This window comes from Streptomyces lusitanus, from assembly GCF_042647945.1.
GTDB classification, from domain to species: domain Bacteria; phylum Actinomycetota; class Actinomycetes; order Streptomycetales; family Streptomycetaceae; genus Streptomyces; species Streptomyces pseudogriseolus.
Genome location: NZ_JBHRWL010000006.1, coordinates 180,933 through 202,823, shown reverse-complemented (window position 1 = coordinate 202,823; position 21,891 = coordinate 180,933). Strand labels below are relative to the sequence as shown.

Genomic DNA, 21,891 nt, shown 5'->3' with positions numbered 1-21,891 from the left:
CCGGCCGTGGGAACGCCGCGACCCTCGGCTGAGGGGCCACCGCCCCCCGGCTGACGGGACGCCTCAGACCGGACGCCGCTGACCCGGCAGCCGGAACCACACCACCTTGCCGGACTCGGTGGGGCGGTGTCCGCACGACGAGCTGAGCGAGCGGATCAGCAGCAGCCCGCGCCCGTGCTCCTGCCACGGGTCGGGCAGGCCGAGGTTGGGCCGGGTGAGGTCGCGGGGCGGCTCCGGGTCGGCGTCGTGCACCTCCACCTGGAAACCGGCCGGCAGCAGCCGCAGGACCAGCTCGATCGGGGTGGCGCCGGAGGTGTGCTCCACGGCGTTCGCCACCAGCTCCGCCGTCAGCAGCTCCGCCGTGTCGCAGTCGGCGGAGTGCTCCCGCTCGGCGAGCGCCGTGCGCACCAGGGCACGCGCGACGGGCACGGCCGCGGTCGTGTGCGGCAGCGCGACGCGCCAGGAAGTGGGGATGGCGGGGGGTTCGTACACAGCGGTTCCGTTCATGGAGCGGGCGCTCCCGTGATCGAGTGCCCATGGTACGGCCCGCCTCACCCGGTCCCGCCCCCGGGATCGGGTGGCACCGGAGCCCTGCCGGGCGCGCCGTCCGGAGCGCTGCGCCCCGGCATCCGCGGCCTACCCGCCCGGCGACCCCGCCTCGCACGCACGCCCGCACCGTTACCGAGCAGTCGATGATCCGTGACGTGCGTGACGGCGCCCGAACGGCGTATCGCGTACTCGTGACGACAGTCACCAACCGGTGATAACTTCGAGGGGCAGACCTCACTGAGCCGCGCAGTGCCCGCCCGAGGAGGCCGCCCTCATGAGTCCCTTCACCGGCTCCGCCGCCCGCACCGCGCGCTGGGAGCATCTGCGCGTCGAGCTCGCCGACGGCGTCGCCCATGTCACCCTCGCCCGCCCCGAGAAGCTGAACGCGCTCACCTTCGGCGCCTACGCCGACCTGCGCGACCTGCTCGCCGAGCTGTCCCGGGAGCGGGCGGTGCGCGCCCTCGTGCTGGGCGGCGAGGGCCGCGGCTTCTGCTCCGGCGGCGACGTCGACGAGATCATCGGCGCCACCCTCTCCCTGGACACCGCGCAGCTCCTCGACTTCAACCGGATGACGGGCCAGGTCGTCCGCGCGGTACGCGAGTGCCCGTTCCCGGTGATCGCCGCGGTGCACGGGGTCGCGGCGGGCGCAGGCGCGGTCCTCGCCCTGGCCGCGGACTTCCGGGTCGCCGACCCCACCGCCCGCTTCGCCTTCCTGTTCACCCGGGTCGGTCTGTCCGGCGGCGACATGGGCGCCGCCTACCTGCTGCCCCGGGTCGTCGGGCTGGGCCACGCCACCCGGCTGCTGATGCTGGGCGAGCCGGTGCACGCCCCGGAGGCCGAGCGGATCGGCCTGATCAGCGCGCTCACCGACGAGGGCGGCGCGGACACGGCGGCCCGCGAGCTGGCCCGCCGCCTCGCCGAAGGACCCGCCCTGGCCCACGCCCAGACGAAGGCCCTGCTCACGGCCGAACTGGACATGCCGCTCGCGGCAGCGGTCGAACTGGACGCCGCCACCCAGGCCCTCCTGATGACCGGCGAGGACTACGCGGAATTCCACGCGGCCTTCACGGAGAAGCGCGCCCCGAAATGGAGGGGACGATGACCCGGTCAGGGGCGCGGGGAACCGCGCGACCAGCCCCCACGGCGCCGCACCTGCGCGTGGCGATCATCGGCGGAGGCCCAGGCGGCCTCTACGCCGCCGCCCTCCTCAAACGCCTGGACCCCACCAGAGACATCACGGTCCACGAACGCAACGCCCCCCACGACACCTTCGGCTTCGGCGTGGTCCTCAGTGACGAAACCCTCGGCGGCATCGAACACGCCGACCCGGAGGTCTACTCCGCCCTCACGACCGAGTTCGTCCGCTGGGACGACATCGACATCGTCCACCGCGGCACCCGCCACACCTCCGGAGGACACGGCTTCGCCGCCCTCGGCCGCCGCCGTCTCCTGGAGATCCTTCACCAGCGCTGCCGCTCCCTCGGCGTGGACCTCCGCTTCCGGACGGAGGTCCCGGACCCCGCCCGCCTCGCGGAGACCCACGACCTCGTGATCGCCGCCGACGGCGTCCACAGCACCACCCGCGCCGCCTTCGCGGACGTCTTCCGCCCCCACATCACCGCGCACCGCTGCCGCTACATCTGGCTGGCCGCCGACTTCCCCTTCGACGCGTTCCGCTTCGAGATCGCCGAGACCGAGCACGGCGTGATGCAGCTGCACGGCTACCCGTTCTCCGCCGACGCCTCCACCGTCATCGTGGAGATGCGCGAAGAGGTGTGGCGGGCCGCCGGCTTCGACGAGGCCGACGAGACCGAGTCCGTCGAGCGCTGCGCCAAGATCTTCGCCGACGCGCTCGGCGGCCGCCCCCTGCGCTCCAACAACAGCGCCTGGACCACCTTCCGTACGGTCGTCAACGAGCGCTGGTCGCACGGGAACGTCGTGCTGCTCGGGGACGCCGCCCACACCGCCCACTTCTCCATCGGCTCCGGCACCAAGCTCGCCGTGGAGGACGCCCTCGCCCTCGCCGCCTGCCTGAGCGAACAGCCCACGATCACCGACGCCCTGCACGCCTACGAGGCGGAGCGGCGGCCCGTCGTCGCCTCCACCCAGCGCGCGGCCCGCGCCAGCCTGGAGTGGTTCGAGAACCTGGCCCTGTATCTGCGCCAGCCGCCGCGCCAGTTCGCGTTCAACCTGCTCACCCGCAGCCGCCGGGTCACCCACGACAACCTGCGGCTGCGCGACGCCCGGTTCACCGAGGCGGTGGAGCGCGGCTTCGGCTGCCCGCCCGGCACGCCCCCGATGTTCACGCCGTTCCGGCTGCGCGGACTCACCCTGCGCAACCGGGTCGTGGTCTCGCCGATGGACATGTACTCGGCGGCCGACGGTCTGCCCGGCGACTTCCACCTCGTCCACCTCGGCGCCCGCGCGCTGGGCGGCGCGGGCCTGGTGATGACGGAGATGGTGTGCGTCAGCCCGGAGGGCCGGATCACCCCGGGCTGCGCGGGCCTGTGGAGCGGGCGGCAGGCGGAGGCGTGGCGGCGGATCACCGACTTCGTGCACACCCGCGCGCCGGGCACGGCGATCGGCGTGCAGCTCGGCCACAGCGGGCGCAAGGGCTCGACCCGGCTGATGTGGGAGGGCATGGACGAGCCGCTCGACGAGGGCAACTGGCCCCTGGTCGCCGCGTCCCCGCTGCCGTACAAGCCGGGGTCCCAGACCCCCCGCGAGCTGTCCCGCGCGCAACTGACCGACCTGCGCGAACAGTTCACGGCCGCCGCGGTGCGGGCCGCGCGGGCCGGGTTCGACCTGCTCGAACTGCACTGCGCGCACGGCTATCTGCTCTCCGGCTTCCTGTCGCCGCTGACCAACCACCGCACCGACGCCTACGGCGGCTCGCCGGAGAAGCGGCTGCGCTTCCCGCTGGAGGTGTTCGACGCGGTACGGGCGGTGTGGCCGGAGGACCGGCCGATGACCGTGCGGATCTCCGCGACCGACTGGGCGGAGGGCGGCACCACGGCGGAGGACGCGGTGGCGATCGCCCGCGCCTTCGCCGACCACGGGGCCGACGCGATCGACGTGTCCACCGGTCAGGTCGTGGCCGACGAGGAGCCGGAGTTCGGCCGCTCCTACCAGACGCCGTTCGCCGACCGGGTGCGCAACGAGGCCCGCGTCCCGGTGATCGCGGTCGGCGCGATCTCCTCCTGGGACGACGTCAACTCCCTCATCCTGGCCGGTCGTACCGACCTGTGCGCGCTGGCCCGACCGCATCTGTACGACCCGCACTGGACGCTGCACGCCGCCGCCGAGCAGGGCTACGAGGGACCGGGCGTCCTCTGGCCTCCCCAGTACCGCGCGGGCAGCCGTCCGCCCCGCACCGGCCGCACCGACGCACCCAGGCCGCGGCTCACCCTGTCCGACCCGCCGCTCGCCCAGGCACCCGGGGTGTGAAGCCGTAGGACCGCGTCAGTCCGCCGCGGAATCGGAAGCCGGGTTCGCGAACGCGGCCCCCGCGTCCCGCAGTCGCTCGTGCAGCGCCAGGAAGACGGACGCCGAGCGGGTGCCGGGCCAGTCCGCCGGCAGCAGACCGGCGGGCAGGCCCGGGTCGGTGTACGGCAGGTGGCGCCAGGAGTCCAGGGCGAGGAGGTAGTCGCGGTAGGCCTCCTCGGGCGGGGCGTCCGTGCGTTGCTCCCAGGCCCGCAGCACCGGCGCGTGCCGCTCCAGGAACGCCTCGTGCCGCTCCGCGATCGCCTTCAGGTCCCACCAGCGGGCCACCGCCTCCGCCGTGGCCGCGAACCCGAGGTGCTCGCCGCGGAACAGGTCGACGTACCGGTCCAGCCGCAGCCGCTCGAGGCTGTGCCGGGTCTCCTCGTACAGCCGGGCCGGGGCGATCCACACGCCGGGCGCGGCCGTGCCGAAGCCCAGACCGGCCAGCCGGCTGCGCAGCACGTGCCGCTTCTGCCGCTCGGACTCCGGCACCGAGAACACCGCGAGCACCCAGCCCTCGTCGGCGGGCGGCGCGCCGGCGTAGATGCGCCGGTCGCCGTCCTCCAGCAACTGACGTGCCTCGGGGGACAGTTCGTAACCGGCCGCGCCCTGGGCGGTGCGGGCCGGGAGCAGCAGTCCGCGGCGCTTGAGCCGGGACACCGAGGAACGCACGGACGGCGCGTCCACGCCGACGGCGGCCAGCAGCCGGATCAACTCCGCGACGGGCACCGGGCCCGGCACGAACCGGCCGTAGGCGCCGTAGAGCGTGACGATGAGAGACCGTGGAGCATGCTGGTCGGACACGTTGATCATCTTAGGTCGTGTCAGCGGGCCCGTATCCCCGGCGTCATCCCTGGTCGTTCCCGGCGCCGGTGTCGGCGGAGGTGCGCAGCCGGAACCGCTGGAGCTTGCCGGTGGCCGTGCGGGGCAGCGCGTCCAGGAAGACGATCTCCCGCGGGCACTTGTAGGGCGCCAGCTCCGTCTTCACGAAGGCCCGCAGCGCCTCCGCGTCACGCTCCGCGCCCTCCTTGAGGACCGTGTACGCCACCACGACCTGACCCCGCGCCGCGTCGGGCCGGCCGACCACCGCCGCCTCCACCACGTCCGGATGGCGCAGCAGGGCGTCCTCGACCTCGGGCCCGGCGATGTTGTACCCCGCCGAGATGATCATGTCGTCGGCGCGGGCCACGTACCGGAAGTACCCGTCGGGGTCGCGGACGTAGGTGTCGCCGGTGACGTTCCAGCCGTCCCGCACGTAGTCCCGCTGACGCGGGTCGGCCAGGTAGCGGCAGCCGACGGGGCCGCGCACCGCGAGCAGCCCGGGCCGGCCGTCGGGCACGGGGACGCCGTCCGCGTCCTGCACGCGCGCCTGCCAGCCGGGCACCGGGACGCCGGTGGCGCCGGGGCGGACGGCGTCGTCCGCGGCGGAGATGAAGATGTGCAGCAGCTCGGTGGCGCCGATGCCGTTGATGATGCGCAGGCCGGTGAGGTCGTGCCAGGCCTGCCAGGTCGCGGCCGGCAGGTTCTCGCCGGCCGAGACGCAGCGGCGCAGGCTGGTCAGGTCGTGGCCGTCCGCCTCCGCGTGCATCGCCCGGTAGGCGGTGGGCGCGGTGAACAGCACCGACACCCGGTGCTCGGCGATCGCCGGCAGCAGCTGGGAAGGGTGGGCCTGTTCGAGCAGCAGCGCGCTCGCGCCCGCGCGCAGCGGGAACACCACCAGGCCGCCCAGCCCGAAGGTGAAGCCCAGCGGGGGACTGCCGGCGAACACGTCGTCGGCGACCGGCTTGAGGACGTGCCGGGAGAAGGTGTCCGCGATCGCCAGCACGTCCCGGTGGAAGTGCATGCAGCCCTTGGGCTTCCCGGTGGTGCCGGAGGTGAAGGCGATCAGCGCGACGTCGTCGGCGGCGGTCGGCACCGCCTCGTACGGGCCGTCGGGCGCCGGGCGGTGCAGCAGGTCGTCGCGGGAGTCGCCGCCGAACGCGGCGATCCGCAGGTCCGGGACCTCGGCCTTGACGAGGTCGTCGAGGGAGCGCACGTCGCACAGGGCGTGCCGCACCTCGGCGAGCGCGCAGATGGTGGCCAGCTCGTGCGGCCGCTGCTGGGCCAGCACGGTGACGGCGACCGCGCCCGCCTTCAGCACCGCCAGCCAGCAGGCGGCCAGCCAGGGCGTGGTGGGTCCGCGCAGCAGCACCCGGTTGCCGGGCACCACCCCGAGGTCCCCGGTGAGCAGATGGGCAAGCCGGTCGACGCGGGCGCGCAGCTCCCCGTACGTCCAGACGCCGCCGTCGGGCGTACGGAACGCCGGGCGGCCGTCGTCCTGGCCGCTGAGCAGTTCGGCGGCGCAGTTCAGCCGCTCGGGGTAGCGCAGCTCCGGCAGGTCGAAACGCAGCTCGGGCCACTCGTCCGGTGGCGGGAGATGGTCGCGGGCGAAGGTGTCGACGTGCGCGGTGGGCCGGGGATTCATGTCGATTCGCCCCCTTGGCGTGGTGGGCTCGCCCCTGGAGCGTATCGTGTTGGTGACGGCAGTCAACGGTTCGCGATAACCTCGGGGGTGGCCCAGCGGCGAGGGAAGGGACCGGCGATGACCGCATTCTCGCTCGACGAGGCACAGCTCGCCCGGTGCGCCGAGCTGCGCACCCTGGCCGCCGAACGGCTCCGGCCCCTCGCCGAGAAGGGCGAGCCGGGCCGCGTCAACCGGGCCCTCGTCGCCGAGTTGGGCGCCCTAGGGCTGCTGTCCCGGCTGTTCACCGCCGGTGCCCTGGAGCTGTGCCTGATGCGCGAGTCGCTCGCCCGGGAGTGCACCGAGGCGGAGACCGCCCTCGCCCTCCAGGGCCTCGGCGCCCACCCCGTGCACGCCCACGGCACCCCCGAACAGCGGGACCGCTGGCTCCCCCGGGTGAGTGACGGCACGGCGGTCGCCGCCTTCGCCCTGTCCGAACCGGGCGCCGGCTCCGACGCGGCGGCGCTCTCCCTGGGCGCGGAGCGCGACGGCCCGGACGGGTGGCGGCTCACCGGCGAGAAGTGCTGGATCTCCAACGCCCCCGACGCCGACCTCTACACCGTCTTCGCCCGCACCACCCCCGGCGCCGGCGCGCGCGGCGTCACCGCCTTCCTGGTGCCCGCCGACCGGCCCGGCCTCACCGGCAGCCGCCTCGACATGCTCGCCCCGCACGCCATCGGATCCCTCAGCTTCGACGGCGTCCCCGTCACCGCCGCCGACGTCCTCGGCGAGCCCGACGCGGGCTTCCGGGTCGCCATGGACACCCTCAACCTGTTCCGGCCCAGCGTCGGCGCCTTCGCCGTCGGCATGGCGCAGGCCGCGCTGGACGCGACCGTCGCGCACACCGCACGGCGCGGCGCGTTCGGCGGCCGGCTCCAGGACCTCCAGGCCGTCGCCCACCAGGTCGCCGAGATGTCCGTCCGCACGGAGGCGGCCCGCCTGATGGTCTACGCGGCGGCCACCGCGTACGACGAGGGCGCGCCGGACGTGCCACGGCGCTCCGCGATGGCGAAGCTGCTGGCCACCGAGACCGCCCAGTACGTCGTCGACACCGCCGTCCAGCTGCACGGCGCGCGCGCCCTGTGCCGGGGCCATCTGCTCGAACACCTCTACCGCGAGGTCCGCGCGCCGCGCATCTACGAGGGGGCGAGCGAGGTCCAGCGCGGCATCATCGCCAAGGAGCTGTACAAGACCCTGGAGGCCCGGTGACCGCCGAGCGCGTCAACCCGCCCGACCTGTCCCCGCCCGCCGGCTTCTCCCACGCCGTCGTCTCCACCGGCTCCCGCGTGGTGTTCCTGGCCGGCCAGACCGCCCTCGACGGCGACGGGAAGGTCGTCGGCGACACCCTCCCCGAACAGTTCACCCGCGCCCTCACCAACCTCCTCACCGCTCTGCGCGCCGCCGGCGGCACCCCCGCCGACCTGGCCCGCGTCACCGTCTACGCCACCGACGTCGCCGCGTACCGCACCCACGCCCGCGAACTCGGCCGCGTCTGGCGGGACCTGGCGGGCCGCGACTACCCGGCGATGGCGGTGGTGGAGGTGGTCCGGCTGTGGGACGAGGAGGCGATGGTCGAACTCGACGGGTTCGCCGTCCTGCCGTGAGCCGGCGGGCGCGGTTGAGCCGCTGCTCCTAGCCTGGAGCGATGCCGGAGATCGAGCTGAGCGCCGGGACCGTCGAGTACGAGGACACGGGCGGCGAGGGGCCGGTGGTCGTGCTGCTGCACGGCCTGCTGCACGACGCCGCCGTCTGGCGCCATGTCGTCGCCGAACTGCGCACCGACCACCGCCTCGTCGCGCCGACCCTCCCGTACGGCGCGCACCGTGTGCCGATGAGGCGGCCGCCCACCCCGGACCTGGTCAACGAACTGATCGCCGAGTTCCTCGACCGGCTGGACCTGCGGGACGTCACGCTCGTCGAGAGCGACTGCGGGCGTGCGCAGACGGTCGCCGTCCGGCACCCCGAGCGGCTGGCGCGGCTGGTGCTGATCTCGTGCGAGGCGTTCGACAACTACCCGCCGGGCCTGCCCGGCAAGATGATCGGGGTCGCGTGCAGGGTGCCGGGCGGACTTCCGCTGATGGTCCGCACCCTGGGCTGGAAGCCGTTGCGCCGGCTTCCCGTGGGCTTCGGCGCCCTGACGAAACGGCCGGTGCCGGATCACGTGGTCGAGCGATGGCTGCGCCCTCTGCGCACGGATCCGGCGATCCGCCGGGACTTCCGGCACTACGTCGCGCACGTGCGGCGTACGGAGCTTCTCGAGGCGGCGCGGGGGTTGCGGCGCTTCGAGCGCCCGGCGCGGGTCGTCTGGGCGACGGAGGATGTGATGATGCCGCGCACACATGGGCGCATGCTGGCGGAACTGCTGCCGCGGGGGCGGTTGGTGGAGTTGCGGAACACCAGGACGCTGATCGCGGAGGACCGCCCCCGGCGACTGGCGTCGCTGTTGCGGTGGTTCGTGGCGAACGGCTGAGCGGGTCGCCCGGGTGCGGGCCGGTGGGGGTTGCTCGCGCAGTTCCCCGCGCCCCCATCAGGGGCGCGGGGAACTGCGCGGACGGTCACCCATGTGCGCCTGCGCTGCCCACTCCGCCCCTGAAGGGTGACCATGAGTGGCCGCGCCCCCGTGGGGCCGGTACTGGTGGAGGGGCCCCTTCCGCTCACCTCGGAGGTACTCCTCATGCCCCTGCGCCCCCTCCTCGGCGCCGCGTCCTGCGCCGCGCTGCTGCTGGTAGGCGCCGCCGCGGCGGCCCCCTCCGCCGTGGCCGCCCCCGCGGAGTACGTCACCGTCGACCCGGAGGGCCGGATCGCCGCCGACGGTACCGTCACCCTCACCGGCACCTACCGCTGTGTCGCGAACACCGGACCCGTCTTCGTCAGCTCCTCCGTCAACCAGAGCACGCCGAACGTCACCTACGGCATCGGCGGCACCGCCGCCGTGTGCGACGGCGCCGAGCACCGCTGGGAGAACAGCGGCAAGGTTCCGAAGGACGCCCTGAAGGCGGGCCCGGCCAAGGTCGAGGCCACCCTGATGGAGCTGCGTGGCAGCGGCATCCTGGTCCTCCCCGTCCCGCACGCCGTCAGCCGCCACGACGTCACCCTCGCCGCCGCCGCGGCCTGAGCCGCCTACGCCACCGCCGTCTCCGGCCAGTTCAGCAGCCGCGCCCCGATGACGGCCGTCTGGAGCATGTACCGGTGTGCCGGATCGCCGGGGTCGGCGCCGGTCAGCCGGTGGATCCGCTCCAGCCGGTACGTCAGCGCCCGCACGCTCAGCGACAGCCGCCGGGCCGCCTCGGCGGCGACGCAGCCGGAGTCGAAGTAGGCGGTGAGCGTGTCCAGGAGCGGCCCGGCCCCGCCGCGCGCCCCGGTCAGCGGGCCCAGGGTGTTGTGCACCAGGTCGGCCATGGCCTGCCGGTCGCGGGCCAGCACCGGATAGACCAGCAGGTCGGCGGCGCGCAGTACCGGGTCGTCCAGGTCCAGACGCTCGGCGATCTCCAGCGCGTTCAGGGCCTCCTCGTACGACTGGACCACCCCGCCCGGCCCCGACTGCGGGCGTCCGACGGCCACCTGGCCGCCGTCGGTGGCGGCGTGCGCCTGCTTGGCGAAGTGCGTGAGCACGTCCTGCTGGTGGCCGGGCGCGATGCACAGCAGCCGCCCGTCCTTGGTGGTGAGCAGGATGCTCCGGTCGCCGAACCGGGCGATCAGGGCGCGCTCCACCTGACGCGGCACCGGGTCCCCGTCCTCGTAGGCGACGGGGCCCCGGGCGACGGCGACCGCGTGCTCGTGGGAGAGCCGCAGCCCGAACCGTTCGGCGCGCTCGGCCAGCCGGCCCAGGTCGCTGCGTCCGTAGAGCAGGTCGTCGATGAACTCCCGCCGCGCCGCCTCCTCCTGACGGATCGCCATCCGCTGCGCCCGCTCGTATCCTTCGGCGAACGCGTCCACCGCCTGCTGCACGGCGGCCAGCGCCCCGTCGGCCGTGTCCGTGCCGCGGGCCGGCCAGGCGTCGCGCGCGGCGGCGAGGTGGGCGATGACCAGGGAGCGCAGACCGAAGCCGGCCTCGGCGGCCTGTTCTCCGAGGGCGCGGCGGGAGGCGAGCTCGTCGCGGGTGAGACGCCTGCCCGTGGCCGCGACCTCGGCCAGGATGCGGGCGTAACCCTCCAGATACTGCTCCGGGATGTCTCGTTCCGGCACGTCGTCCCCCTCGGCTTCCCGGCGCGGTTCTGTTGCGTGCATGGCGGCTCACCGGCACGCAGACCCTAGTGAACATTGCCGGAAACCGGCAATGCGGGATGCGGGCCGGACCGTGCACCATGGGCCGAGGGGAGCACCGCGGAGGTTCCGGTGCCGGACACCGGCAGGTGTCCGGCACCGGAACCGGTGGGGGAGCGGTGCCGGCCGACGGCATCCACCGGAAGGCAACCCTCCGCGCCCGGCGCGAAACCGTGCCGCCCGCTGAGCCGTCTCCCTCACCATCCGACGTCACCGCCTCGTCCCCACGCGAGGCCCCGCACCCTTGAGGCCCTCGCCCGCGAGGCGCCGCACACATCCGACTTCTGCCCGTAAGTCAGCCCAGAAGGACGTGTCCCATGGATGCCGCCACCGTGGGCATCGCCGTACTCGCCGGCGCCGCCCTGTTGCTCGTGCTCATCGGCCTGCTCACGCTCACCAAGCTGTTCCGCAAGGTGGAACAGGGCAAGGCCCTGATCGTCTCCAAGCTCCGCAAGGTCGACGTGACCTTCACCGGCTCGGTCGTGCTGCCCGTGCTGCACAAGGCCGAGGTGATGGACATCTCGGTGAAGACCATCGAGATCACCCGCGCCGGCAAGGAAGGACTGATCTGCCGGGACAACATCCGCGCGGACATCCGCATCACGTTCTTCGTCAAGGTCAACAAGACCGTCGAGGACGTCGTCAAGGTCGCCCAGGCCGTCGGGACCGCCCGCGCCAGTGACCGCGACACGCTCCAGGAGCTGTTCCACGCGAAGTTCTCCGAGGCGCTGAAGACCGTCGGCAAGCAGATGGACTTCACCGACCTCTACACCAAGCGCGAGGAACTGCGGTACCGCATCATCGAGGTCATCGGCGTCGACCTGAACGGCTACCACCTCGAGGACGCCGCGATCGACTACCTGGAGCAGACGCCGCTCACCCAGCTCGACCCGGGCAACGTCCTCGACGCGCAGGGCATCCGCAAGATCACCGAGCTGACCGCGGTGGAGCACGTGCGCACCAACGAGGCGCAGCGCAACGAGGAGAAGGAGATCACCCGGCAGGACGTCGACGCGCGCGAGGCGATCCTGGAGCTCCAGCGGCGGCAGGCCGACGCGGAGATCAAGCAGAAGCGGGAGATCGAGACCGTGCGCGCCCGCGAGGAGGCGGAGACCGCGCGGGTCGTCGAGGAGGAGCGGCTGCGGGCGCAGAGCGCCTTCCTGCGCACCGAGGAACAGCTCGGCGTGCAGCGGGAGAACCAGGCGCGTGAGGTCGCCGTCGCCGCGAAGAACCGCGAGCGGGTCATCGCCGTGGAGAGCGAGCGCATCGAGAAGGACCGCCTGCTGGAGGTCATCGCCCGCGAGCGGGAGACCTCGCTGACCAGGATCGCCGCCGACAAGGAGGTCGAGGCGGAGAAGCGGGAGATCGCCGAGGTCATCCGCGAGCGCGTCGCGGTGGACCGTACGGTCGCCGAGCAGGAGGAGTCCATCAAGAAGCTGCGGGCGGTCGAGGAGGCGGAGCGCCGGCGGCAGGCCGTGATCATCGCGGCGGAGGCCGAGGCGCAGGAGAAGCTGGTCAAGGACATCAAGGCCGCCGAGGCCGCCGAACAGGCCGCCGCGCACCGCGCCGCCGAGGAACTCACCCTCGCCGAGGCCCGGTTGAAGACCGCCGACCTGGACGCCAAGGCCAAGGTGCGGCTCGCGGAGGGCGTGCGGGCCGAGTCCGCCGCCGAGGGACTCGCCGCCGTCCAGGTCCGCGACAAGGAGGCCGAGGTCATCGAGAAGGCCGGCCGTGCCGAGGCCGAGGCCACCGAGGCCCGGCTGCGCGCGGAGGCCGAGGGCGCCCGCGCCAAGGCGGTCGCGGAGGCGGAGGCCATCTCCGGCAAGCTGCGCGCCGAGGCGGCCGGCCTCACCGAGAAGGCGGCGGCGATGGCCGCGCTCGACGAGGCGTCCCGCGGCCACGAGGAGTACCGCCTGCGGCTGGAGGCCGAGAAGGACGTCCGGCTCGCCGGTCTGGACGTGCAGCGGCAGGTCGCGGAGGCCCAGGCCACCGTGCTCGCCACCGGCCTGGAGAACGCGGACATCAACATCGTCGGCGGCGACTCGGTGTTCTTCGACCGCCTGGTGTCGTCCATCTCGCTTGGCAAGGGCGTGGACGGCTTCGTCCAGAACTCCCAGGCCGTGCAGGCCCTCGCCGGGCCCTGGCTGGACGGCTCCGCGAGCTTCACCGACGACCTGAGCCGGATGCTCGGCTCCGTCTCCACCTCCGACGTGCGCGACCTCACGGTGGCCGCCCTGCTGACGAAGCTGATGAAGCAGGGCGGTGACAGCAGCGGGCAGTTCCGGCAACTGCTCGACAAGGCAGGTGAGTTGGGTCTGGCGGACACTCCGCTGGCCGACCTGAACGGCCGTACCGGGGCCTGACCACCACCCGTCCGGGCGCCGCCGCACAGGGGACGGCGGCTCCCGGACGGCTCCTTCCCGAGAGGCAGCCATGACCACCGGCACCCACGAGCCCATCCACGACGGCGCCCGCCCGGCCGGCGCCGCCCCGGCCGCTGTCACCGACCGGCCCGCCGCCGCGGCCGACGGCGGCGCCTACCAGGTGCTGCGCGACCGCCTCACCGCCCGCGCCGCCGAACTCGCACGCCGCGCCGAGGCGTTGAACCGGCGCCGGGCCGAGGAGTTCGGCGCGCCCGAGCTGCGCCTCACCGCCACCGAGCGGCTGCGCACCGAACGCACCGCCGTGCCCCGCGACGTCGTGGCCGTCGGCGACGTGCTGCTCCTCGGCTACGAGCCCCGGCCCCGCCCGGACCGGGACATCACCGTCGGCGACGTCCTCGCCGCCCACGACCGCGACCTGAACCGGCTGCCCGACGACGCCGTGCCCGGCCTCCTCGACGCCCCCGCCTTCCTCCGCGAGTTCGCCGCCCTGCACCGCTACTACCGGCAGGCCCGCCTGCTGCGGCTGCGCCGCGTCGAGGGCAAGCTGCTCGCCGTCTTCCAGACCGGCGAGAAGGCCGGCGACATCCGCGTCCTGCGCTGGTCCGTCACCGACGACGGCCAGGTGACGTTCCTCGACGCCCGCGGCGACCGCGACCACGCGCAGCGCCCGCCCGCCGACATCGAATGGACGCCCGCCACCCGCGAGGACCACGTCCTCGGCCGCCACCCGCACGTCTCCGTCCAGGGCGAGGTGTTCGTCGACACCCTCGGCGGCACCCTCACCGTCAAGACGGAGAACGACACCGGCACACCCGACGGCATCCACAGCGAACCCGTCGACGAACCCCTGCAGTCCCTCGCCGACGCCGACATCGCCCACGCCCGCGTCGGCCCGCTGATCCTGCTGCGGATCCTCCCCTACAAGGAGACCGCCCACCGCCACCTCGTCTTCAACACCCTCACCCGCACCGTCGTCCGCCTCGACGGCATCGGACAGGGCTGCCGCCGCCTGCCCGAGGACCAGGGCATCGTCTTCGCCGGCGGCCACTGCCTCGCCGCCGGCGGCCACAAGACGTACGACCTCGACACCGAGGGCATGGAGTTCGAGCGGGAGGTGCGCTCCCCGTACGGCGAGGACGTGCTCTACGCCTTCCACGCGCCCGCCCGCGGACGCGCCCTGCTGCTCTCCTACAACCAGATCCGCGAGGCCGTCGCCACCCCGATGGCCTGCCACGGCTGGGCCCTCTTCGACGACGGGCGCCTCACCCTGCTGCGCCCCGAGGGCGACGAACCCGCCCGCGTCCACCCCGTGCAGCTGTGGGACACGCCCTACCTGTCCGATGCCCGCGCCGCCGCGCGGCCGGTGGGCGAGGGGCCGCTGGCCCGGGTGGGCAACGCCGACCTGGTGCGGGGCGTCTCCGACTGCCTGTCGCTGGCCCGCGCCGCCGCCGAGACCACCCCCACCGCCGAGATCTACGCGACCCTCGCCGCCGCCTGCGTGCGCGCCCTGGACACCCACCACTGGCTGGGCGACCCCGAGGTCGGCGACCTGCGCACCCCGCTGGAGGAGGTGCGCGCCACCGCCGAGCAGGTGCTCGCCGAGTTCGAGACGGTCACCGACCTCACCCGCCGGGCCGCCGATGCCCTCGACGAGGCCGCCGAGCGGATCACCGCCGTGGTGCGCCGGCTGCGCGGGACACAGCCCCGCGAGGCCGCCGCCTGGGTGCGCGGACTCACCGAACTCCGCCAGGCCCAGGGCCACCTGCTGACCCTGAAGGAGATGCGGTACGCCGACCACGGGCGCATCGACGCGCTCGCCGCCGAGGCCGACGACGACCTCGCCTCCTTCGGACAGCGCGCGGTCGCCTTCCTGGCCCGCGAGGACGCCTTCGCCGCCCACCACGCCGCCCTGGAGCGGCTGCACGCCGACATCGAGGCGGTCACCACCACCGCGGGGGCCGCACCCCTCGCCGCCCGCCTCGACGAACTCGCCGACGGGCTGCGCACGGTGACCGAGGTGGTCGCCGGGCTCGACATCGCCGACGCCACCGTCCGCACCGGCGTTCTGGAGCGCGTCGCCGACGCCCTCGGCGGCGTCAACCGCGCCCGCGCCGGCCTCGACACCCGCCGCCGGAGCCTCCTCGACCGGGAGGCGCGCGCCGGGTTCGCCGCCGAGCTGACCCTGCTCGGCCAGACCGTCACCGGCGCCCTCGCCGCCGCCGGAGACCCGGACGCCTGCGACGACCAGATGGCCCGGGTCTTCGCCCAGCTCGAAGAACTGGAGTCCCGGTTCGCCGAGTTCGACGACGTCCTCGGCGAACTCGCCGACCGCCGCGCCGAGATCCACGACGCGTTCTCCGCCCGCAAGCAGGCCCTCACCGACGCCCGTGCCCGCCGCGCCGCCCAGCTCGCCTCCGCCGCCGAACGGGTCCTGGAGACGGTCACCCGCCGCAGCGCCGCCCTCGCCGACGCCGACGCGGTGAGCACCTACTTCGCCTCCGACCCGCTGGTCGCCAAGGTCCGCCGCAGCGCCGACGACCTGCGCGCCCTCGGCGACCGGGTGCGCGCCGAGGAACTCGACGGCAAGCTGCGCTCCGCCCGCGAGGAGGCCGCCCGCGCCCTGCGCGACCGCGCCGACCTGTACGCCGACGGCGGCCGCACCCTCCGTCTGGGCGCGCACCGCTTCGCCGTCTCCACGCAGCCCTTCGACCTCACCGTCGTCCCGCACCAGGACGGCCTCGCCCTCGCCCTCACCGGCACCGACTACCGCGCCCCCCTCACCGACCCCGCCCTCCTCGCCGACCGCCCCCTGTGGGACCGGCACCTGCCGTCCGAGTCGCCCGGCGTCAGCCGCGCCGAACACCTCGCCGCCCGGCTGCTCCACGAGCACGGCCCGGACGCGCTCGCCGGCGCCGACGACCTCGCCGCCCTGGTCCGCACGGCCGCCGTGGAGGCGTACGACGAGGGGTACGAGCGGGGCGTCCACGACCACGACGCGGCCGCGATCCTCACCGCCCTGCTGCCGCTGCACGACGGCGCCGGCACCCTGCGCCACGCCGCCGCCGTGCGCGCCCACGCCCTGCTCTTCTGGGCGCACGGCACCACGGAACCGGAGCGCGCCGACCTCACCCGCCGCGCCCGCTCGCTCGCCCGGGTCCGGGACGCCTTCGGGGCGCCGCCCGCGCTGGACGCGCTGCGGGACGAACTCGCCCGCGCGGTGGGGGAGTGGGACCCGGACGCCACGGTCCGCCCGGAGGCGTGTGCCGCGTACCTCCTCGACGAACTCACCACCGGACCCGAGGGGTTCGTGATCAGCGCCCGCGCCCGCACCCTGCTCGACAAGTTCCGCCGCACCGTCGCCGGCGAGGCCTACGACGAGGACCTCACCGCACTCGCGGACCTCGGCGCCCGTCGCCAGCTCGTCGAGGCGTGGCTCACCGCGTACGCGCGGGCGGCCGGCGAGCAGGAGGACGCCGGGGACCTCGCGGAGGCCGTGGCCGCCGCGCTGTGCCCGGACGTGCCCCGCCACGAGTCGGACGCGAACCTCACCGTCACCGTCGAGGGCCTGGTCTCCGCCCACCCGCGCATCACCGACCGCCGGCTCACCCTCCGCCTGGACGAGTTCCTCGCCCGCACCGACGCCTTCCGGGCGCGCGAGGTGCCCGCCTTCCGCGCCTTCCAGCGGCGCCGCGCCGCCCTCGTCACCGCCGAGCGCGCCCGGCTGCGCCTCGACGACCACCGCCCGCGCGTGACGGCGGCGTTCGTCCGCAACCGGCTGGTCGACGAGGTGTACCTGCCGCTGATCGGGGACAGCCTGGCCAAACAGCTCGGCACCACCGGCGAGTCCGCCCGCACCGGCGCCGGCGGACTGCTGCTGCTCCTGTCCCCGCCCGGGTACGGCAAGACGACCCTCATGGAGTACGTCGCCCACCGCCTCGGCCTGGTCCTGGTGCGGGTCAGCGGCCCCGCGCTCGGCCACGGCGTCACCTCGCTCGACCCGGCCGAGGCGCCGAACGCCACCGCCCGCCAGGAGGTCGAGAAGATCAACTTCGCGCTGGCGGCGGGCGGCAACACCCTGCTGCACCTGGACGACATCCAGCACACCTCGCCCGAACTGCTGCAGCAGTTCATCCCGTTGTGCGACGCCACCCGCCGGGTGGAAGGCGTCTGGCAGGGCGAGCCGCGCACCTACGACCTGCGCGGCAAGCGGTTCGCGGTGTGCATGGCCGGCAACCCGTACACCGAGTCCGGCGAGGTCTTCCGGGTCCCCGACATGCTGGCCAACCGGGCCGACGTGTGGAACCTGGGCGACGTCCTCACCGGCAAGGAGGACGTCTTCGCGCTCAGCTTCGTGGAGAACGCGCTCACCGCGAACCCGGTGCTCGCCCCGCTCGCCGGACGCGACCGCGCCGACCTGGACCTGCTGATCCGGCTCGCCTCCGACGACCCGACGGCCCGTCCGGACCGCCTGCGCCACCCGTACGCGCCGACCGAACTCGACCGCGTGCTCGCGGTGTTGCGCCACCTGCTCACGGCCCGCCGCACCGTCCTCGCGGTGAACGCGGCCTACATCGCCTCCGCGGCCCGCTCCGACGACGCCCGCACCGAGCCGCCGTTCCTGCTCCAGGGCTCCTACCGCAACATGAACAAGATCGCCCAGCGGATCCAGCCCGTGATGAACGACGCCGAACTGTCCGCCGTCGTCGAGGACCACTACACGGCCGAGGCCCAGACCCTCACCACCGGCGCCGAGGCGAACCTGCTGAAGCTGGCGGAGCTGCGGGGCACGCTCACACCCGAACAGGCCGCCCGCTGGGCGGAGGTGAAGGCGGCCCACGTCCGCACACTCACCCTGGGCGCCCCCGACGACGACGCCCTCACCCGTGCGGTCTCCGCCCTCGCCCTGCTGGGCGACCGCATCGCGGCGGTCGAATCGGCGATCACGCGGGCGACGGCGGCCCCTCGGCACCTTCCGGCGCCCCCGCCGCGACAGGAGGGCAACGGCTGAACGCGCCGAACCGAGAGGACCGGCGTCGACATTCCGTTTTGTCCTCTGGCGGACGCGCGTAGACCACGGGCATCATCTGTCTGCTCCGCCTGCACAGCCGCCCCACACACCCTGGCACTCAGCAGGAAGGTCCCCCCATGAAGACCGCCAAGGCGCCGAAGCTCCGTTCGGTCCTGACCGCTCTCGCCCTCGTCGTCGCCCCGGGCGTCGCCGTCGTGGGCACCGCCGGCGAGGCGTTCGCCGTCACCAAGATCAGCCACGCCACCGCGACCTCCATGTTCCGCGAGGTCGGCATCACCTGGTCGTCGTCCGGCGGCTGCTCCGACCGCAACGTCCCCACCTGTACGTCCTTCGACCAGCTGAACCTGGCCACGGCCCAGGGCGCCCAGACCCTGAAGCGGGCCAGCGGCTGCGCCCTGAACATCACGGGCGGCACCGAGACCGGGCACGCCTCCGGCACGTACTCGCACTGGAACGGCTACAAGCTCGACTTCGGCAAGAACACCTGCGTGACGAACTACGTCAAGAACACCTTCGCCTACATCGGCGTCCGCGGCGACGGAGCCCCCCAGTGGCGCTCCGGCTCCGGCAACGTCTACGCCGACGAGGGCAACCACTGGGACGTCACGTACTACAACTGCGGCGGCTGCTGACCCAGCAGCGCGACCAGTTCCTCCGGGGTGCGGGGAGCCGGGGCCGTGTCGTCGGCGGCCGGGCCCCGCGCCCGCAGGAACAGGCCCGCCGCCACGCCCCACGGGAGCCTCAGGCCCGACGCCGCGAGGAGGTCCCGGCGGGACAGCGTCTCCTCCGCCGGTCCCGTGTGGGCGCCCGACGGGGTGAGGAGTGCCGCGTCGTCGGCCCAGCGCAGGGCGAGGTCCACGTCGTGCGTGGCCATCACCACCGTCGTGCCGGCGGCCCGCAGACCGTCGAGGGTGGCAAGGAGCCGTTCCTGCCCGTCCGGGTCGAGGCCCGCCGTCGGCTCGTCCAGGATCAGCACCCGCGGCCGCATGGCGACCGCGCCCGCGATCGCCGTCCGCTTGCGCTGCCCGTACGACAGCAGATGCGTGGGCCGGTCCGCGAGCGCGGCGATGTCCAGCGCCTCCAGCGCCTCCGCGACCCGCGCGCGCACCTCCGCGTCGGGCAGCCCGAGGTTCAGCGGCCCGAACGACACGTCCTGCTCCACGGACGCGGCGAACAGCTGGTCGTCGGGGTCCTGCACCACCAGCTGCACGGTGGTCCGCAGCGTCGTCAGCCCCTTCCGGTCGTGCCGCACCGCACGGCCCGACAGCAGCAACTCACCGCCCCGCGGACGCAGTCCGCCGCTCAGCAGCCGCATCAACGTCGTCTTGCCGCTGCCGTTGCGCCCCAGCAGGGCAAGCGCCCGCCCCTCGCGCACCTCGAAGTCGAGCCCGGTGAACACCGGCGGCCCGTCCTCGTACGCGAACGACACACCCCGCAGGGCGACCAGCACGGACTTGCTCACGACAAGGGCCTTTCCAGGACGAAGGTGAGGGCGGCCAGCGCCGCCAGAAGCGCCCCGCTCGCGGCCGTGAACCGGGCGGACACCCGGGCCTCGGGCACCAGCACGCGCAGGGTGCCGTCGTAGCCGCGGCCCGCGAGCCCGGTCTGGAGCCGCGCCGCCCGGTCGAAGGACCGGACGAACGCGGTCGCGCCGAGCCCGCCGAGCGAACGCCAGGTCGCCGCCCGGGTGGTGTGCCCGAGGCGCGCCGCCTGCGCCCGGTGCACCCGGCGCACCGAGTCCAGCAGCAGGAAGCTCATCCGGTACGTCACCAGCGCCACGTCCACCAGAGGCGCGGGCACCCCGGCGCGCACCAGGCGCGGCAGCAGGTCCGACATCGGGGTGGTGAACGCGAACAGCAGCACGCCCAGCGACGCCGCCGAGGTGCGCAGCAGCAACTCCCCGGCGCGCGGCGGCCCGTCCTCGGCCCAGGACACGAAGCCGCCCGGACCGCCCACCCGCACCAGCAGCGTCACCGCGCCCGTGACGCAGAAGCCCAGCGGCACCCGGTAGGCCCGCCACAGCCGCCGGGCCGGCACCCCCGCCGGGCCGAGCAGCAGCACCACCGCGGTGACCAGCACCAGGGCCGCGCCCGGCCACGCGGGCAGCGAGATCGCGAGGACGGTGAGACCGAGACCGAGGACGGCCTTGTCCACCGGATGACGGCGGCGCCAGCGGCTGCTGTGCGCCGCCGCGTCGATCGGCAGCACGGAAGCGTCAGTCCCGTCCGTCGCCCACGCCGGCGGACGCGCCCGCGTCGCCCGCGCCAGCGGTGTCCACCGCATTCACCGCGCCCGCGTCTCCCGCCGCCCGCTCCCGGGCCCGCGCCTCGCCCTGCCGGCGTCCGCGCCGCAGCCCGAAGTAGTACGCGAGGACGCCCGCCCCGATCGCGGCCTGAATGGCGAACAGCGCCGACTCGATCTCCCCGGACGGCGGTTCGTACAGCGGTGAGAACCACGGCTCGTAGTCCGGGTCGATCTCGGTGATCGCGGTCTCCGCCTCGCCGTCCGCCCCGGCGAACGGCTCCTCCTTGTGGTCGCCGAGCCCGAACGCCAGCGGGATCACGGCGAGGGCGGCGACGAGCAGCAGGAGCAGGGAGTTGATCTTCGCGTTACGGCTCATCGGGCCACCGCCTGGGCCGACTCGGCCGGCTCGGTCCGCTGCTTCCCGGCCGCCGAGGCGACCAGCACCCCGAGCCGGGTCAGCTCGCCCTTGCTGGACTGCACCAGCAGCCGCATCACCAGCACGGTCAGCAGCCCCTCGCTGACCGCGAGCGGGATCTGCGTGGCGGCGAAGATGGAGCCGAACTTGCCCAGCGCGCCCAGGAATCCGCTGCCCGGGTCCGGGAACGCCAGCGCCAGCTGCACGCTCGTCACGCAGTACGTCGACAGGTCGGCGACGAACGCGGCGCAGAACACCGCGCCCATCAGCGACACGTCGTACCGGCGCAGCAGCCGGTAGACGGCGTACCCGGCCCAGGGGCCGACGATCGCCATGGAGAAGACGTTCGCGCCGAGCGTGGTGAGCCCGCCGTGGGCCAGCAGCAGCGCCTGGAACAGCAGGGTGATGGTCCCGAGCACCGCCATCACCGGCGGCCGGAACAGGATCGCGCCCAGCCCGGTGCCGGTGGGGTGGGAGCAACTCCCGGTCACCGAGGGCAGTTTCAGTGCGGACAGGACGAACGTGAACGCGCCGGACGCGCCCAGCAGGAGTGTGCTCTCGGGATGTTCTCTCACGTCACGGACGAGCGACCGGGCTCCGTGGACGACGAACGGCGCCGACGCGACGCCCCAGGCGACCGCGTGCGCCGGAGGCAGGAAACCCTCGGCTATGTGCATGGCTCAGCAGACCCTCTCCAGCACCTCGTGGATGGTTGACGCGCCTTGGCCGGTCTCCTGGCTGACGGGTACCACCGCCCGTGCTCCGCCTTCCCGGGTCCCGAGGGACCCAGTGGCTGTCCGTGAGGACTGGAGCCGGACTTCCCGATCACAGTGGCGAGGGCCGCACCGGTATCGCACCGATTTCCCGTCACCAAGGCGTGGTGACAGTAGTCCCCGTGGTGGCCCGGTGACAAGCGCCGACGGGGGGCGCGCGGAGGGCGCCCGGCAGCTCGCGACCCGGCGCACACCTGCGTGTTCGGGCTGGTGGCCCCGTCGTGCTCGAACGGGTGACTGAGGGGCCGCCG

17 protein-coding genes and 1 riboswitch are annotated in these 21,891 nt (G+C 74.2%); of the genes, 9 read left to right on the top strand and 8 right to left on the bottom strand.

Translation table 11 applies throughout. The annotated features are described in order from the left end of the window. Positions 1 to 63: 63 nt before the first annotated feature. Positions 64 to 507, bottom strand: a complete 444-nt coding sequence (locus tag ACFOSY_RS10470) for an ATP-binding protein (RefSeq protein ID WP_394306473.1) — start codon at positions 505 to 507, stop codon at positions 64 to 66. A gap of 316 nt (positions 508 to 823) precedes the next feature. Here ACFOSY_RS10470 and ACFOSY_RS10465 point away from each other — a divergent pair, with 316 nt between their 5' ends. Both ACFOSY_RS10465 and ACFOSY_RS10460 read left to right on the top strand, forming a co-directional pair. Next, on the top strand, positions 824 to 1,651 hold the full coding sequence (locus ACFOSY_RS10465) for an enoyl-CoA hydratase family protein (RefSeq protein ID WP_394306472.1): 828 nt from the start codon (positions 824 to 826) through the stop codon (positions 1,649 to 1,651). Next, the gene (locus ACFOSY_RS10460) at positions 1,648 to 3,996 is read left to right on the top strand and encodes a bifunctional salicylyl-CoA 5-hydroxylase/oxidoreductase (RefSeq protein WP_394306471.1); all 2,349 of its coding nucleotides are present in this window, start codon (positions 1,648 to 1,650) and stop codon (positions 3,994 to 3,996) included. The genes ACFOSY_RS10465 and ACFOSY_RS10460 overlap by 4 nt, the downstream gene beginning before the upstream one ends. Positions 3,997 to 4,011: 15 nt before the next feature. Here ACFOSY_RS10460 and ACFOSY_RS10455 read toward each other — a convergent pair whose 3' ends face one another. Then, positions 4,012 to 4,845 (bottom strand): PaaX family transcriptional regulator, encoded by an 834-nt coding sequence (locus ACFOSY_RS10455; protein ID WP_394306470.1) that lies wholly within the window; start codon positions 4,843 to 4,845, stop codon positions 4,012 to 4,014. A 34-nt stretch (positions 4,846 to 4,879) separates the two neighbouring features. Beyond that, positions 4,880 to 6,496, bottom strand: coding sequence for an AMP-binding protein (locus tag ACFOSY_RS10450; RefSeq protein ID WP_394306469.1), 1,617 nt, complete (start codon positions 6,494 to 6,496; stop codon positions 4,880 to 4,882). Between the two features lie 117 nt (positions 6,497 to 6,613). Between ACFOSY_RS10450 and ACFOSY_RS10445 the strand changes: the two genes are divergently transcribed. The 4 genes from ACFOSY_RS10445 (at position 6,614) to ACFOSY_RS10430 (ending at position 9,647) form a co-directional block, all read left to right on the top strand. Continuing rightward, a complete protein-coding gene (locus tag ACFOSY_RS10445; RefSeq protein ID WP_394306468.1) occupies positions 6,614 to 7,741 on the top strand; it encodes an acyl-CoA dehydrogenase family protein in 1,128 nt (375 codons plus the stop codon). Next, positions 7,738 to 8,136, top strand: coding sequence for a RidA family protein (locus ACFOSY_RS10440; protein WP_394306467.1), 399 nt, complete (start codon positions 7,738 to 7,740; stop codon positions 8,134 to 8,136). The genes ACFOSY_RS10445 and ACFOSY_RS10440 overlap by 4 nt, the downstream gene beginning before the upstream one ends. Before the next feature lie 41 nt (positions 8,137 to 8,177). Beyond that, complete coding sequence (locus tag ACFOSY_RS10435) at positions 8,178 to 9,002, top strand: alpha/beta fold hydrolase (RefSeq protein ID WP_394306466.1); 825 nt, start codon at positions 8,178 to 8,180, stop codon at positions 9,000 to 9,002. Between the two features lie 204 nt (positions 9,003 to 9,206). Continuing rightward, on the top strand, positions 9,207 to 9,647 hold the full coding sequence (locus tag ACFOSY_RS10430) for a DUF6299 family protein (protein ID WP_394306465.1): 441 nt from the start codon (positions 9,207 to 9,209) through the stop codon (positions 9,645 to 9,647). 5 nt (positions 9,648 to 9,652) lie between these two features. Here ACFOSY_RS10430 and ACFOSY_RS10425 read toward each other — a convergent pair whose 3' ends face one another. After that, entirely contained in the window at positions 9,653 to 10,717 is a 1,065-nt protein-coding gene (locus ACFOSY_RS10425; RefSeq protein WP_394306464.1) for a PucR family transcriptional regulator, read from the bottom strand. Between the two features lie 395 nt (positions 10,718 to 11,112). Between ACFOSY_RS10425 and ACFOSY_RS10420 the strand changes: the two genes are divergently transcribed. The 3 genes from ACFOSY_RS10420 (at position 11,113) to ACFOSY_RS10410 (ending at position 18,840) form a co-directional block, all read left to right on the top strand. Further along, positions 11,113 to 13,158 (top strand): SPFH domain-containing protein, encoded by a 2,046-nt coding sequence (locus ACFOSY_RS10420; RefSeq protein ID WP_394306463.1) that lies wholly within the window; start codon positions 11,113 to 11,115, stop codon positions 13,156 to 13,158. Between the two features lie 70 nt (positions 13,159 to 13,228). Then, the gene (locus tag ACFOSY_RS10415) at positions 13,229 to 18,187 is read left to right on the top strand and encodes a DNA repair ATPase (RefSeq protein WP_394306462.1); all 4,959 of its coding nucleotides are present in this window, start codon (positions 13,229 to 13,231) and stop codon (positions 18,185 to 18,187) included. 137 nt (positions 18,188 to 18,324) lie between these two features. Further along, complete coding sequence (locus ACFOSY_RS10410) at positions 18,325 to 18,840, top strand: hypothetical protein (protein ID WP_394306461.1); 516 nt, start codon at positions 18,325 to 18,327, stop codon at positions 18,838 to 18,840. Here ACFOSY_RS10410 and ACFOSY_RS10405 read toward each other — a convergent pair. From ACFOSY_RS10405 to ACFOSY_RS10390, 4 genes are read right to left on the bottom strand one after another with little or no spacing between them, the layout of a single operon-like run. Then, a complete protein-coding gene (locus tag ACFOSY_RS10405) occupies positions 18,819 to 19,670 on the bottom strand; it encodes an energy-coupling factor ABC transporter ATP-binding protein (protein ID WP_394306460.1) in 852 nt (283 codons plus the stop codon). The genes ACFOSY_RS10410 and ACFOSY_RS10405 overlap by 22 nt on opposite strands. Then, positions 19,667 to 20,416, bottom strand: a complete 750-nt coding sequence (cbiQ, locus tag ACFOSY_RS10400) for a cobalt ECF transporter T component CbiQ (RefSeq protein WP_006136284.1) — start codon at positions 20,414 to 20,416, stop codon at positions 19,667 to 19,669. Before cbiQ ends, ACFOSY_RS10405 begins: the two co-directional genes overlap by 4 nt. 7 nt (positions 20,417 to 20,423) lie before the next feature. Further along, complete coding sequence (locus ACFOSY_RS10395; protein ID WP_394306459.1) at positions 20,424 to 20,828, bottom strand: energy-coupling factor ABC transporter substrate-binding protein; 405 nt, start codon at positions 20,826 to 20,828, stop codon at positions 20,424 to 20,426. Then, positions 20,825 to 21,544, bottom strand: a complete 720-nt coding sequence (locus ACFOSY_RS10390; protein ID WP_394306458.1) for an energy-coupling factor ABC transporter permease — start codon at positions 21,542 to 21,544, stop codon at positions 20,825 to 20,827. Before ACFOSY_RS10390 ends, ACFOSY_RS10395 begins: the two co-directional genes overlap by 4 nt. A 30-nt stretch (positions 21,545 to 21,574) precedes the next feature. Next, positions 21,575 to 21,757: riboswitch (cobalamin riboswitch) on the bottom strand. Between the last annotated feature and the right edge of the window lie 134 nt (positions 21,758 to 21,891).